Genomic DNA, 13,066 nt, shown 5'->3' with positions numbered 1-13,066 from the left:
TGTCCACAACCGGCTCGTTGTCCACCAAGATCCACACGGCGGTGCCCGGTCCGTCACAGTCGGTACCGGAGGTGGTGCCGCAATGAACGCGACCGGGGCACTCGGACACTACGGAGAACGGCTGGCCGCACGTCGGCTCAGCCAGGCGGGCATGACCGTGATCGCCACGAACTGGCGGTGCGGACGCCGCGGCGAGATCGACATCGTCGCGCACGACGGCGACGCCCTCGTCGTCTGCGAGGTCAAGACCCGAAGGGCGGACTCCTTCCAGCACCCCTTGGCGGGCATCACCCCCGCCAAGGCCGACCGGCTGAAAGCGCTCGCCGCCTGCTGGCTCGACCACCACGGCGGAGCACCACCCGGCGGACTGCGCATCGACCTCGTCGGGGTCCTCCTGCCCCGGCGCGGCGCGCCCGTCGTCGAGCACGTGCGGGGGGTGGCGTGATGGGTTTCGCCCGTGCCTGCTCCGTCGCCCTCGTCGGCGTCGACGGGGTCGTCGTGGAGGTCCAGGCCGACCTGGAACCCGGCGTCGCCGCGTTCACCCTGGTCGGCCTTCCCGACAAGAGCCTGTCGGAAGCCCGGGAACGTGTCAGGGCCGCCGTGGTCAACTCCGGAGCCGAATGGCCCCAGCGCAAGCTCACCGTCGGCCTCAGCCCCGCGTCCGTCCCCAAAGCGGGATCCAGCTTCGACCTCGCGGTGGCCGTCGCCGTCCTCGCCGCCGCCGAACTGATCGACCCGCGCACCATCGCCGACCTCGTGCTCATCGGGGAACTCGGCCTCGACGGCCGGGTCCGGCCCGTCCGAGGTGTGCTGCCCGCCGTCCTCGCCGCAGCCGAAGCAGGCTACGAGCAGGTCGTCGTCCCGCAGCAGACCGTGGGCGAGGCCGCCCTCGTGCCCGGCGTCTCCGTCCTCGGCGTACGCAGCCTGCGCCAGCTCATCGCCGTCCTCACCGACGCACCCGTCCCCGACGAGGAGCCACCCGACGAAGGCAGGCCCGACCCCATGCTCGCCGGCCTCCTCGTCCCCGGCGCAGGAGTCGGCACCGGCTTGGCCTCCGCAGCCGCCGACGCCCCCGACCTCAGGGACGTCGCCGGCCAGCGCGGCGCCCGCCTTGCCCTCGAAGTCGCCGCGGCAGGCGGCCACCACCTCTTCCTCTCCGGCCCGCCCGGCGCCGGCAAGACCATGCTCGCCGAGCGCCTCCCCGGGATCCTGCCGCCCCTCAGCCGCCGCGACTCCCTGGAAGTCACCGCCGTGCACTCTGTCGCCGGCATCCTCCCGCCGGGCAAACCCCTGGTCAGCGCGGCGCCCTACTGCGCGCCGCACCACTCGGCGACCATGCAGTCCCTCGTCGGCGGAGGCAACGGCACCCCTCGCCCCGGCGCCTGCTCCCTCGCCCACCGCGGCATCCTCTTCCTGGATGAAGCGCCTGAATTCGCCACCAAAGCCCTCGACGCCCTCCGGCAGCCCCTCGAATCAGGCCATGTCGTCATCGCCCGCGCCGCAGGCGTCGTACGACTCCCCGCCCGCTTCCTGATGGTGCTCGCAGCCAACCCCTGCCCCTGCGGACGCCACGCCGTCCGCGGCGACACCTGCGACTGCGCCCCGTCCGCCGTCCGCCGCTACCAGTCCCGGCTCTCCGGCCCCCTCCTCGACCGCATCGACCTCCGCGTCGACGTCGAACCCGTCACCCGCGCCGACCTCCTCGGCGGCGGGGGAGAAGCCACCGCCACCGTCGCGGCACGCGTCCGCACCGCACGGGCACGCGCCGCCGCCCGCCTCCACGGCACGCCCTGGCAGCTCAACGCGAACGTGCCCGGCCACGAACTGCGCACCCGCTGGCACCCCGCACCCGGAGCCCTCGCCACCGCCGAACGCGACATCGAACGGGGCCTGCTCACCGCACGCGGACTCGACCGCGTCCTCCGCGTCGCCTGGACCCTCGCCGACCTCGCAGGCCGCGACCGCCCCGACGCACGCGACGTGGACCTCGCCCTGGAACTGCGCACCGGCATCGCCCGCGGCGTGCCCGCCACCGCGGGACGGCCGTCATGAACGGGCACCACCAGGACGGGGGACACCATGCCCGCATCCGATGAGGAGCGGACGGCCCGCGCCGCCCTGTGCCGCATCCTCGAACCAGGCGACGGGCACGGCGGCCGCTGGCTGCGCGACCTGGGCCCCGTCGAACTCCTCCGCCGGCTCACCACCAGCCCGTACCGCCCCGGATCCCTCCCCGGCGCGAGCGACCGGCGCATCCAGGGCCTGCTCCGCCGCGCCACCCGCATCCGCCCGCGGCAGGACCTCGAAGCCATCCAGGCCGCGGGCGGGCGGTTCATCGTGCCCGGCGACCCCGAATGGCCCACCCAACTCGACGACCTGGGCGCCGCCCGGCCCCTCGGACTGTGGATCCGCGGCCACCACGACCTGCGCCGATGGGCGCTGCGGTCGGTCGCCGTCGTCGGCGCCCGCGCCTGCACGCCGTACGGGGCCCACATGGCCGCGGACCTCGGCGCGGCCCTGGCCGAACGCGGCTGGGTCGTCGTCTCCGGCGCCGCGACCGGCGTCGACGCCGCCGCCCACCGAGGATCCCTCGGCGCCGCCGGAGCCACCATCGCCGTCCTGGCCTGCGGCGTCGACGTCGCCTACCCCCGCGGGCACACCGCCCTCATCGACCGCATCGCACGCCAGGGCCTCGTCATCGGCGAACTCCCACCCGGCGACCACCCCACCCCCACCCGGTTCATCCTCCGCAACCGCGTCATCGCGGCCCTCACCCGCGGCACCCTCGTCGTCGAAGCCGCCCACCGCAGCGGCGCCCTCGCCACCGCACGGGAGGCCCAGCGCCTCAACCGCCACACCATGGGCGTCCCAGGCCCCGCCACCAGCGCACTCTCCGCAGGCGTCCACGAACTGCTCCGCGGCGGCGCCACCCTCGTCACCGACGCCGACGACATCACCGAACTGGTCGGCGCCATCGGTGACCTTGCACCCGCCCGTCGCGGACCCGTCCTGCCCCGCGACCTCCTCGACCCCGCCACCGTCCGCGTCCTCGAAGCCCTCCCGCCCGCCGGCCGGCCGGCCTCCCCCTCGGACGTGGCGACGGAGGCCGGGACCAGCGTTGACGACGCACTCGGCAGGCTGTACGAACTCCACGCGCTCGGTCACGTCGCGCGGGAAGGCGACCTGTGGCGGCTGCCACCCGCCTCCCCGCGTCACCCGAACACCCGGCGAGGCGCTCCTTGACCTGGGGCATTCGGGTGACAAGGTGATCCCGATGAGCCGCGAAGCGTCCTCGGCGACCCCCGCCGCACCGCCACCCCCGCCGCCGACCCCATTCGAAGATGCGCCCGACGGCACGTCCCCACCATGGGGCGATCCCCACGACTTCGCTCACCGCAACGGCCCAGTCACGCTACGCTCACCATCACCCGCCTTCCGGCAAGCCCCTAACCAAGCCCCCACATCCGTCCCCCGCACACCACGGCAGAACGGCTCAAGGCGACGCATGCCCCAGCACACCTCCGGGTCCCGCCCGGCAGCGGTCTCTCCCGCTGCCGGGAGCACCCTGCGGCCGCCCGCCCCCTCGTCACTCGACGAGTTGTGGCGGTCGTACAAGGAGACGGGTGACGAGCGGCTGCGGGAGCAGCTCATCCTGCACTACTCGCCGCTCGTGAAATACGTCGCCGGGCGCGTCAGCGTCGGCCTGCCCTCCAACGTCGAGCAGGCCGACTTCGTCTCCTCCGGCGTCTTCGGCCTCATCGACGCCATCGAGAAGTTCGACCTCGACCGGTCCATCAAGTTCGAGACCTACGCGATCACCCGGATCCGCGGCGCCATGATCGACGAACTGCGCGCCCTCGACTGGATCCCCCGCTCCGTGCGCCAGAAGGCCCGAGCCGTCGAACGGGCCTACGCCACCCTCGAAGCCCGACTGCGGCGCACCCCCACCGAGAACGAGGTCGCCGGCGAAATGGGCATCGCCGTCGAGGACCTCCACAGCGTCTTCAGCCAGTTGTCCCTCGCCAACGTCGTCGCCCTCGAAGAACTCCTCCACGTGGGCGGTGAGAACGGCGACCGGCTCAGCCTCATGGACACCCTTGAGGACACCGCCGCCGACGACCCCGTCGAAGTCGCCGAGGGCCGCGAACTGCGGCGCCTCCTCGCCCGCGCCATCAACACCCTCCCCGAACGGGAGAAGACTGTCGTCACGCTCTACTACTACGAAGGGCTCACCCTCGCCGAGATCGGCAACGTCCTCGGCGTCACCGAGAGCCGCGTCAGCCAGATCCACACCAAGTCCGTCCTCCAACTCCGGGCCAAGCTGGCCGATCTCGGGCGCTGACCCGACACCGCGCCCCGGCGCCGCACCAGCCGCCGTACAGTGGTGCCGTGCCAAGGATTCGAGCGGCCTCCGTGGCCGAGCACCGGACCATGCAGCGCGCCGCCCTGCTGGACGCCGCGCGCACCCTGCTGTCCGAAGGCGGAACGGACGCGCTGACCTTCCCCGCCCTCGCCGAGCGCACCGGCCTGGCCCGGTCGTCGGTGTACGAGTACTTCCGCTCGCGCGCCGCCGTCGTCGAAGAGCTCTGCGCCGTCGACTTCCCGGTATGGGCAGCCGAGGTCGAAACCGCCATGGCGGGAGCCGAAACCCCCGAGGCCAAGGTCGAGGCCTACGTACGCCGCCAGCTGGAACTCGTCGGCGACCGCCGGCACCGGGCCGTCGTCGCCATCTCCGCCAGCGAACTCGACGACCGCGCCCGCGAGAAGATCCGCGCCGCCCACGGCGGCCTCATCGCGATGATCGTCCAAGCCCTCGCCGACCTCGGCCAGGCCGAACCGCGCCTCGCGGCCATGCTGCTCCAGGGCGCCGTCGACGCCGCCGTACGCCGCATCGAACTGGGCGCCGCCGAGGACCCGTCGGCCATCGCCGACACGACGGTGGCGATGGCCCTCTACGGCGTACGGGGAGCCTGACACCCACAGGGAGGGGACCTCCCTCCCCCCCCGCCCCCGCCCCGTTATGTTTTCTGCGGCTCCGCAACGGGGCCGCTGGCCTCCGGGCCCGGCATGACTGTTGCCCCCTGTCGAAGGCATGACCTGGGGGGTGGTGTCACCGGGTCCGGGGGTGTTCGTCGGAGACGCTGATCAGAGGTCCGGCCACCGTCCGGTCCGGCGCAATGCCGGACAGTTCGCGGGCGGCAGGTCTGCATAACGTGGATGCGCGAGCACGACACCCGAGCCGAGGCCGGCACCGCCAACACCCCCTGGGAAGGGGCACGATGTTCGAGATCGAAGACGTGGGCGTGTTCCTGGGCCTGGACGTCGGCAAGAGTGCCCACCACGGTCATGGGCTCACCCCGGGCGGGAAGAAGGTCTTCGACAAACCGCTGCCCAACAGCGAGCCCAGGCTGCGGGCCGTCTTCGACAAGCTGCGCGACAAGTTCGGCACCGTCCTGGTGATCGTGGACCAGCCCGCCTCCATCGGCGCCCTGCCGCTGACCGTCGCCCGCGACGCCGGCTGCCAGGTCGCCTACCTGCCCGGACTCGCGATGCGCCGGATCGCCGACCTCTACCCGGGCGAGGCCAAGACCGACGCCAAAGACGCCGCCGTCATCGCGGACGCCGCACGGACTATGCCGCACACCCTGCGCTCGCTGGAACTGACCGACGAGATCACTGCCGAGCTCACCGTGCTCGTCGGCTTCGACCAGGACCTCGCCGCCGAGGCCACCCGCACCTCCAACCGGATACGCGGTCTGCTCACCCAGTTCCACTCCTCGCTGGAGCGCGTCCTGGGCCCGCGCCTGGACCACCAGGCCGTGACCTGGTTGCTGGAGCGCTACGGATCCCCGGCCGCCCTGCGCAAGGCAGGCCGCCGCAGACTCGTGGAGCTGATCCGCCCGAAGGCCCCGCGCATGGCCACCCGGCTGATCGACGACGTCTTCGACGCGCTCGACGAACAGACCGTCGTGGTCCCGGGCACCGGCACCCTCGACATCGTGATCCCCTCCCTGGCCGCCTCGCTCACCGCTGTTCACACCCAGCGCCGGGCGATGGAAGCCCAGATCAACGCTCTGCTGGAGGCTCACCCTCTTTCCCCGGTCCTGACGTCGATGCCCGGCGTCGGCGTCAGGACCGCCGCCGTCCTGCTGGTTACCGTCGGCGACGGCACCAGCTTCCCCACCGCAGCCCACCTCGCCTCCTACGCCGGCCTCGCACCCACCACGAAGCAGTCCGGGACCTCGATCCACGGCGAACACGCACCCCGAGGCGGAAACCGGCAGCTCAAACGGGCGATGTTCCTCTCGGCCTTCGCCTGCATGAACGCCGACCCGGCCTCCCGCACCTACTACGACAAGCAACGAGCCCGCGGCAAAACCCACACCCAGGCACTCCTCCGCCTCGCCCGCCAACGCATCAGCGTCCTGTTCGCCATGCTCCGCGACGGCACCTTCTACGAACCCCGGACACCGACGGACGTCGAACTCGCCGCATAGCTTCAGCAAGCCCGAACCACCCGAAACCCGACAGAGGTGCCTTGACGAAAGACATAGAGGCACCCCCCGCCCCCTTCCCCCTCCCGTGTCCCAGCGCTCGTCGCTCCGTCGGCTGCGGGGCGTGAGGCCGGATCCGGCCCTCGGCTCGGTGGGCGTGCGGCCGGCCCTGTAGGCGTGCTTTTGCCGGGCGCCGGCCGCCTGTGTCCGCGGTCGGTGCCGCCGCGTCTCCCTTTGCTGTACGGGCCGGCAGCTCGGCCGGCTTGTGCGGCCCGCGGCCCTCGTCGGGCCGGTCACTTCCGTGTGCTGCCAGTCGCGCCGGTCGGGTGTTTGCGGTGGCGCCTCGGTACCGGCCGCGCGCTTCGCGTCACTGCCGGGCTCCGCGGAGCTGCCCGCGAGCCCCTTCGGGCGGGCCGCTCGCGTCGGCCCTCCGGCGTCACCGTGCCACCGCGTCACCGTGCCACCGCGTCACCGCGTCACCAGGCCCACGGCACCGACCTCCCCACCTCCGTGCCTGCCCGCGCCCGCCCGCGTACCCCCGCCTCCGCGCCTGCCCGAGCCCTCCGAGCCTGTCCGCGCCCGCCCGTGTACCCCCGGACCCAGCGTCCGCCCGCATCCACCGCCCGCCCGCACCCACGCCCTGTGGGTCCTCCCGGCTCCGCCGCCGGCCCTCGTCGCCGCTCCCGTCCCCGTTCCCGCGCCCAGCCATGGGCCCGGCCCAGCAGGACCCGCCGAGGGGGGCACCCGCCCGCGATTGCGGGCCTGCGGTGCGGTCATGGGTCGGCTGCGAGGGGGAGGAGGCGGGAGGGCGGGCGGCGCAGGAGGCCGGGTGGGAGCAGGGCGAGGGGGTCGAGGTAGGTGTCGCCCCGGCGGAGGCCCCAGTGGAGGCAGGTGGCGGCGCAGTGCGACGCGGGGTCGGCGGTCGTGGTGGCGATGACCTGGCCGGTGGTGACGGCGGTGCCTTCGGGGAGCAGGCTGCGGACGGGTTCGTACGTGGTGCGCAGGGGGGTGGTGCCGGGGGGTGCAGGCAGGGTGACGGCGAGGGTGCCGCGGCCGCCGACGGGGCCGCTGAAGGTGATGCGTCCGCCGGCGGCCGCGCGGACGGGGGTGCCGGGCGGGGCCGCAAGGTCGATGCCGCGGTGGCCGGGGCCGTAGGGCGTGGCGGGTGGTTGCCAGGCGCGCAGGACGCGGGGGCGGGGCGGGCCGAGGGGCCATACGCCGGTGCGGGGCGCGGCGCGGGCGGCCTGCTCCGGTGGGGGCGGTGCGGGGGCCTGCGGGGGCGGACCGGCGGCGGCGAGGGTGAGGAGGAGCAGGGGCGTGGCCAGGAGGGTGCGGTTCATGGGGGAACTGTGCCGGAGCCGGGCGGGAGTTCGCTGATCATGGTCGGGGGCTGTGGACGGGCGGCCGGTTGTGGACAGCGCCGTCACCTGCTGGTGTCGGGGTCCCGTACACTTCTGCTGGCGGCCCGGGTCACCGGGTCGACTTCGCACGCCCCGCCGCCGGCCGGTATCGGCAGTGGCAGCGCCCATCGGTCCCCTGCGGGGGCGCGGCGCGTCGGGGCGTCAGGATGCAACCGAGAACACACGAGGAGATACGGCCATGGCCGTCGTCACGATGCGGGAGCTGCTGGAGAGCGGCGTCCACTTCGGTCACCAGACCCGTCGCTGGAACCCGAAGATGAAGCGCTTCATCTTCACCGAGCGTAACGGCATCTACATCATCGACCTGCTCCAGTCGCTGTCGTACATCGACCGCGCCTACGAGTTCGTCAAGGAGACCGTCGCGCACGGCGGCTCCATCATGTTCGTCGGCACCAAGAAGCAGGCGCAGGAGGCCATCGCGGAGCAGGCCGCCCGCGTCGGCATGCCGTACGTCAACCAGCGCTGGCTGGGCGGCATGCTCACCAACTTCTCCACCGTCTACAAGCGCCTCCAGCGTCTGAAGGAGCTTGAGGCGATCGACTTCGAGGACGTGGCCGCTTCCGGCCTCACCAAGAAGGAGCTGCTGGTCCTCTCCCGCGAGAAGGCCAAGCTGGAGAAGACCCTCGGTGGTATCCGCGACATGCAGAAGGTGCCGAGCGCCGTCTGGATCGTCGACACGAAGAAGGAGCACATCGCCGTCGGCGAGGCTCGCAAGCTCAACATCCCGGTCGTCGCGATCCTGGACACCAACTGCGACCCGGACGAGGTCGACTACAAGATCCCGGGCAACGACGACGCGATCCGCTCCGTCACCCTGCTCACCCGTGTGATCGCCGACGCCGTCGCCGAGGGCCTCATCGCCCGCTCCGGTGCCGCCACCGGTGACAGCAAGCCGGGCGACAAGGCCGCCGGTGAGCCCCTCGCCGAGTGGGAGCGCGACCTGCTCGAGGGTGAGAAGAAGGCGGACGCCGACGAGGCCGAGAAGCCGGCCGAGGCCGCTGCCGAGGCTCCGGTTGCCGAGGCTCCGGCTGAGGAGGCTCCGGTTGCGGAGGCTCCGGCCGCCGAGGGCGAGCAGGCCTGACCCAGCGGTCCGGACCGGCGGGTCCGGGCCTGCTGGTCCGGGCCCCCGGGTCGGACCGGTCCGGTCGCTCCGGCCGGTTCGTCCCGGTCGGTTGATCCTTCCGGTCGGGCCCACGCGGTCCGGCCCCGGCCGTTCGGCGGTTCGTTCCGAGCCGTTCGGCCGGATCCGGTAGGGATCGGTTCGGTCGTCGACGGCGGACGCCACGGGTGTCCGCCGTCCACCCCCAGATCTTCGTAGATCTTCCAGACTTCGAGAGAGATTCACAGATCATGGCGAACTACACCGCCGCTGACGTCAAGAAGCTCCGCGAGCTCACCGGCGCGGGCATGATGGACTGCAAGAAGGCGCTGGACGAGGCCGACGGCAACGTCGACAAGGCCGTCGAGGCGCTGCGCATCAAGGGCCAGAAGGGCGTCGCCAAGCGCGAGGGCCGCTCCGCCGAGAACGGTGCCATCGTCTCCCTGATCGCCGACGACAACACCTCCGGTGTCATCCTCGAGCTGAAGTGCGAGACGGACTTCGTCGCCAAGGGCGAGAAGTTCCAGTCCGTCGCCGAGGCCCTCGCCGCCCACGTCGCCAAGACGAACCCGGCCGACATCGAGGCGCTGCTCGCCTCCGAGATCGAGGCCGGCAGGACCGTCCAGGCGTACGTCGACGAGGCCAACGCGAACCTGGGCGAGAAGATCGTCCTGGACCGCTTCGCGCAGTTCTCCGGCGGCTACGTCGCCGCGTACATGCACCGCACCATGCCGGACCTGCCGCCGCAGATCGGCGTCCTCGTGGAGCTCGACAAGGAGAACGCCGAGCTCGCCAAGGGTGTCGCCCAGCACATCGCCGCCTTCGCGCCGAAGTACCTCTCCAAGGAGGACGTCCCGGCCGAGGTCGTCGAGGCCGAGCGCCGCGTCGCCGAGGAGACCACCCGCGCCGAGGGCAAGCCCGAGGCCGCGCTGCCGAAGATCGTCGAGGGCCGCCTGAACGGCTTCTTCAAGGACGCGACGCTGCTCGGCCAGCCGTACGCGCTCGACAACAAGAAGTCCGTCCAGCAGATCCTGGACGAGGCCGGTGTCACCCTGAAGCGCTTCAGCCGCATCAAGGTCGGCATCTGAGGCCAGTCCGTGAGCAACTCACGGGACTCATGTCCGTACGCCACGGACACCGGACCCCGGTAGGGTCGGAAGCAGTCGTCGGCGCTCGCGCCGGGCGACCGCAGATCTGACGAGGAGGCCATTGCCGCAAGGGACACCAACACCCACGGCAATGGCCTTCTTCGTATGTGCACGAGGAGATCTCCAATGAACCAGGGCGCCGCACAGAGCGACGACAACACCGGCAAAAAGACCGGCCGCTTCCTGCTGAAGCTGTCCGGCGAGGCCTTCGCCGGCGGCGGCGGCCTCGGCGTCGACCCCGACGTCGTGCACGCCATCGCGCGGGAGATCGCCGCGGTCGTCCGCGACGGGGCGCAGATCGCCATCGTGATCGGCGGCGGCAACTTCTTCCGCGGCGCCGAGCTCCAGCAGCGCGGCATGGACCGGGCGCGCTCCGACTACATGGGCATGCTCGGCACCGTGATGAACTGCCTCGCCCTCCAGGACTTCCTGGAGAAGGAGGGCATCCAGTCCCGCGTGCAGACCGCCATCACGATGGGGCAGGTCGCGGAGCCGTACATCCCGCTGCGCGCCGTGCGCCACCTGGAGAAGGGCCGCGTCGTCATCTTCGGCGCGGGCATGGGCATGCCCTACTTCTCCACCGACACCACGGCCGCCCAGCGTGCCCTGGAGATCGACGCCGAAGCCCTCCTCATGGGCAAGAACGGGGTCGACGGGGTCTACGACTCCGACCCCAAGGCCAACCCCGACGCGGTGAAGTTCGACGCACTGGGGTACGGCGAGGTGATCGCCCGCGACCTGAAGGTCGCCGACGCCACCGCCATCACCCTCTGCCGCGACAACAAGCTGCCGATCCTCGTCTTCGAGCTGCTCACGGCCGGCAACATCGCGCGCGCCGTGAAGGGTGAGAAGATCGGCACCCTCGTGAGCGACCAGGGCACCCGGCACTGATCCCGGGTCGCCCCGCCCGGGGATGGACAAAGCCCTGACGGTCGGACACCGTGCAGGGGTACCAGACGCGACGCAGGTTCCGCGGCCGCCGAGCACGCCGGGACTGACCACACGACACGCAGGAGCAAGTGGTGATCGAAGAGACCCTCCTCGAAGCCGAGGAGAAGATGGAGAAGGCCGTCCTGGTCGCCAAGGAGGACTTCGCCGCGATCCGTACGGGCCGGGCGCACCCGGCCATGTTCAACAAGATCGTGGCCGACTACTACGGGGCGCTCACACCGATCAACCAGCTGGCCTCCTTCTCGGTGCCGGAGCCGCGCATGGCCGTGGTGACCCCGTTCGACAAGTCGGCGCTGCGCAACATCGAGCAGGCCATCCGCGACTCGGACCTGGGCGTCAACCCGACCAACGACGGCAGCATCATCCGGGTGGTCTTCCCCGAGCTCACCGAGGAGCGCCGCCGCGAGTACATCAAGGTCGCCAAGGGCAAGGGCGAGGACGCCAAGGTGTCGATCCGCTCCGTGCGCCGCAAGGCGAAGGACGCCATCGACAAGTTCGTCAAGGACGGCGAGGTCGGCGAGGACGAGGGCCGCCGCGCCGAGAAGGAGCTCGACGACACCACCGCGAAGTACGTCGCGCAGGTGGACGAGCTGCTCAAGCACAAGGAAGCCGAGCTGCTTGAGGTCTGATGAACGACGCTTCCTGGGGGGCCCCGCCGCGAGGCGGACACGGGGGTCCGCCCGACCAGGGGTTCGGCCCTGCCGCCCCGGCGGGTCCCACCTACGATGAGCGGGTCGCGCAGCAGACTCGGCCCATGCCCATCGTGCCCGATGTTCCCGCGCCCGTAGGCGGCGTGTCCGGCATGCCGGGCGTGCCGGCCGCGATCGGCGCCGGGAGCCAGGACGACAGCGAACGGGGGGCCGCTCGGCTGAGCGGTCCCCTGTTCCGTGACGAGATGCCGCAGGAGCCCATGCCGCCCTCGGAACCACAGCCCTCGACGCCGCAGCCCCGGTCGGCGGGATCGCCGAGGAAGCAGCAGAGGGAGAAGAAGCAGGCCGGACGGGACCTGCGGGCCGCGATAGGGGTCGGTGTCGGACTCGGCGCCGTCATCATCGCGTCGCTGTTCGTCGTGAAGGCCGTGTTCGTCGGCGTGGTCGTCGTCGCCGTCGTCGTCGGCCTGTGGGAGCTCACCTCCCGGCTGCAGGAGCGCAAGGGCATCAAGGCGCCCCTCGTGCCGCTCGCTGTGGGCGGCGCCGCGATGGTCGTCGCCGGCTATGCGCGCGGAGCCGAGGGCGCGTGGGTCGCCATGGCGCTCACGGCGCTCGCCGTCCTCGTGTGGCGGATGGCCGAGCCGCCGGAGGACTACCTGCGGGACGTCACGGCGGGCGTGTTCGCCGCGTTCTACGTGCCGTTCCTCGCGACGTTCGTGGCGCTGCTGCTCGCCGCGGAGGACGGGTCGTGGCGGGTGCTGACGTTCCTGGTGCTCACCATCGTCAGCGACACCGGTGCGTACGCCGTCGGCTGGCGGTTCGGGACGCGCAAGCTCGCCCCGCGCATCAGCCCCGGCAAGACCCGCGAGGGCCTGCTCGGGGCGGTGGCGTTCGCGATGGCGGCCGGCGCCCTGTGCATGGAGTTCCTCATCGACGGCGGCTCCTGGTGGCAGGGTCTCCTGCTCGGGCTGGCCGTGGCCGTCAGCGCCACCCTCGGCGACCTGGGCGAGTCGATGATCAAACGCGACCTCGGCATCAAGGACATGGGCACGCTGCTGCCCGGTCACGGCGGCATCATGGACCGGCTGGACTCGCTGCTGCCGACGGCGCCGGTGGTTTGGCTGCTGCTGGTGATCTTCGTCGGGGCGGGTTGACAGCCAGGAGGTACCCTGGAAGGGCTCGCGGCACCGGCTGCGGGCCCTTCCGTTTGGTCCCTGTCCGATCCCCGAGGGGCGTCCGCGCCCGCGGGACCGGCCCGGTGAGGTCTCCCGGCTTCGGCGCACCGCCGCCGTCGTCCTCCCGC

The 13,066-nt window shown here is 72.1% G+C and carries 12 protein-coding genes; 11 read left to right on the top strand and 1 reads right to left on the bottom strand.

What is annotated here, in order from left to right:
• The first annotated feature begins 82 nt into the window (after window positions 1-82).
• The 6 genes from L6E17_RS06050 (at window position 83) to L6E17_RS06025 (ending at window position 6,497) form a co-directional block, all read left to right on the top strand.
• Window positions 83-445: a YraN family protein gene (locus L6E17_RS06050; RefSeq protein WP_236239760.1), complete on the top strand. Its 363-nt coding sequence runs from the start codon at window positions 83-85 to the stop codon at window positions 443-445.
• A complete protein-coding gene (locus tag L6E17_RS06045; protein ID WP_236239759.1) occupies window positions 445-2,052 on the top strand; it encodes a YifB family Mg chelatase-like AAA ATPase in 1,608 nt (535 codons plus the stop codon). Before L6E17_RS06050 ends, L6E17_RS06045 begins: the two co-directional genes overlap by 1 nt.
• A gap of 27 nt (window positions 2,053-2,079) precedes the next feature.
• Window positions 2,080-3,243, top strand: coding sequence for a DNA-processing protein DprA (dprA, locus tag L6E17_RS06040; RefSeq protein WP_236239758.1), 1,164 nt, complete (start codon window positions 2,080-2,082; stop codon window positions 3,241-3,243).
• A 262-nt stretch (window positions 3,244-3,505) separates the two neighbouring features.
• Window positions 3,506-4,342 (top strand): RNA polymerase sigma factor WhiG, encoded by an 837-nt coding sequence (gene whiG / locus L6E17_RS06035; protein WP_236239757.1) that lies wholly within the window; start codon window positions 3,506-3,508, stop codon window positions 4,340-4,342.
• 71 nt (window positions 4,343-4,413) lie between these two features.
• The gene (locus L6E17_RS06030) at window positions 4,414-4,974 is read left to right on the top strand and encodes a TetR/AcrR family transcriptional regulator (protein ID WP_236240372.1); all 561 of its coding nucleotides are present in this window, start codon (window positions 4,414-4,416) and stop codon (window positions 4,972-4,974) included.
• Between the two features lie 305 nt (window positions 4,975-5,279).
• Entirely contained in the window at window positions 5,280-6,497 is a 1,218-nt protein-coding gene (locus tag L6E17_RS06025) for an IS110 family transposase (protein WP_236239756.1), read from the top strand.
• A 770-nt stretch (window positions 6,498-7,267) separates the two neighbouring features.
• Here L6E17_RS06025 and L6E17_RS06015 read toward each other — a convergent pair.
• A complete protein-coding gene (locus L6E17_RS06015; protein ID WP_236239755.1) occupies window positions 7,268-7,834 on the bottom strand; it encodes a M23 family metallopeptidase in 567 nt (188 codons plus the stop codon).
• A gap of 259 nt (window positions 7,835-8,093) precedes the next feature.
• On the opposite strand from L6E17_RS06015, the gene rpsB reads away from it, so the two are divergent.
• The 5 genes from rpsB to L6E17_RS05990 all read left to right on the top strand — a co-directional run bounded on the left by rpsB (window position 8,094) and on the right by L6E17_RS05990 (window position 12,917).
• Window positions 8,094-8,996 (top strand): 30S ribosomal protein S2, encoded by a 903-nt coding sequence (gene rpsB, locus L6E17_RS06010; RefSeq protein ID WP_236239754.1) that lies wholly within the window; start codon window positions 8,094-8,096, stop codon window positions 8,994-8,996.
• Window positions 8,997-9,265: 269 nt separating this feature from the next.
• Complete coding sequence (gene tsf / locus L6E17_RS06005) at window positions 9,266-10,102, top strand: translation elongation factor Ts (protein WP_236239753.1); 837 nt, start codon at window positions 9,266-9,268, stop codon at window positions 10,100-10,102.
• A gap of 186 nt (window positions 10,103-10,288) precedes the next feature.
• Window positions 10,289-11,053: a UMP kinase gene (pyrH, locus tag L6E17_RS06000; RefSeq protein ID WP_236239752.1), complete on the top strand. Its 765-nt coding sequence runs from the start codon at window positions 10,289-10,291 to the stop codon at window positions 11,051-11,053.
• A 131-nt stretch (window positions 11,054-11,184) separates the two neighbouring features.
• Window positions 11,185-11,742, top strand: a complete 558-nt coding sequence (gene frr / locus L6E17_RS05995) for a ribosome recycling factor (protein WP_071263653.1) — start codon at window positions 11,185-11,187, stop codon at window positions 11,740-11,742.
• On the top strand, window positions 11,742-12,917 hold the full coding sequence (locus L6E17_RS05990; RefSeq protein WP_236239751.1) for a phosphatidate cytidylyltransferase: 1,176 nt from the start codon (window positions 11,742-11,744) through the stop codon (window positions 12,915-12,917). Before frr ends, L6E17_RS05990 begins: the two co-directional genes overlap by 1 nt.
• The last annotated feature ends 149 nt before the right edge of the window (window positions 12,918-13,066 follow it).

Origin of the sequence: Streptomyces sp. CC228A (genome assembly GCF_021390935.1) — a bacterium.
In the GTDB taxonomy this organism is placed as follows: Bacteria; Actinomycetota; Actinomycetes; order Streptomycetales; family Streptomycetaceae; genus Streptomyces.
Note: the sequence above shows the minus strand (reverse complement) of the source record. Positions and strands in the feature narration are given on the sequence as shown.

Bases quoted from the DNA above. Each gene is read 5' to 3' on its own strand.
- L6E17_RS06050 (WP_236239760.1), top strand. From the start codon at position 83: ATGAACGCGACCGGGGCACTCGGACACTACGGAGAACGGCTGGCCGCA.
- L6E17_RS06045 (WP_236239759.1), top strand. From the start codon at position 445: ATGGGTTTCGCCCGTGCCTGCTCCGTCGCCCTCGTCGGCGTCGACGGG.
- dprA (WP_236239758.1), top strand. From the start codon at position 2,080: ATGCCCGCATCCGATGAGGAGCGGACGGCCCGCGCCGCCCTGTGCCGC.
- whiG (WP_236239757.1), top strand. From the start codon at position 3,506: ATGCCCCAGCACACCTCCGGGTCCCGCCCGGCAGCGGTCTCTCCCGCT.
- L6E17_RS06025 (WP_236239756.1), top strand. From the start codon at position 5,280: ATGTTCGAGATCGAAGACGTGGGCGTGTTCCTGGGCCTGGACGTCGGC.
- L6E17_RS06015 (WP_236239755.1), bottom strand. From the start codon at position 7,834: ATGAACCGCACCCTCCTGGCCACGCCCCTGCTCCTCCTCACCCTCGCC.
- rpsB (WP_236239754.1), top strand. From the start codon at position 8,094: ATGGCCGTCGTCACGATGCGGGAGCTGCTGGAGAGCGGCGTCCACTTC.
- tsf (WP_236239753.1), top strand. From the start codon at position 9,266: ATGGCGAACTACACCGCCGCTGACGTCAAGAAGCTCCGCGAGCTCACC.
- pyrH (WP_236239752.1), top strand. From the start codon at position 10,289: ATGAACCAGGGCGCCGCACAGAGCGACGACAACACCGGCAAAAAGACC.
- L6E17_RS05990 (WP_236239751.1), top strand. From the start codon at position 11,742: ATGAACGACGCTTCCTGGGGGGCCCCGCCGCGAGGCGGACACGGGGGT.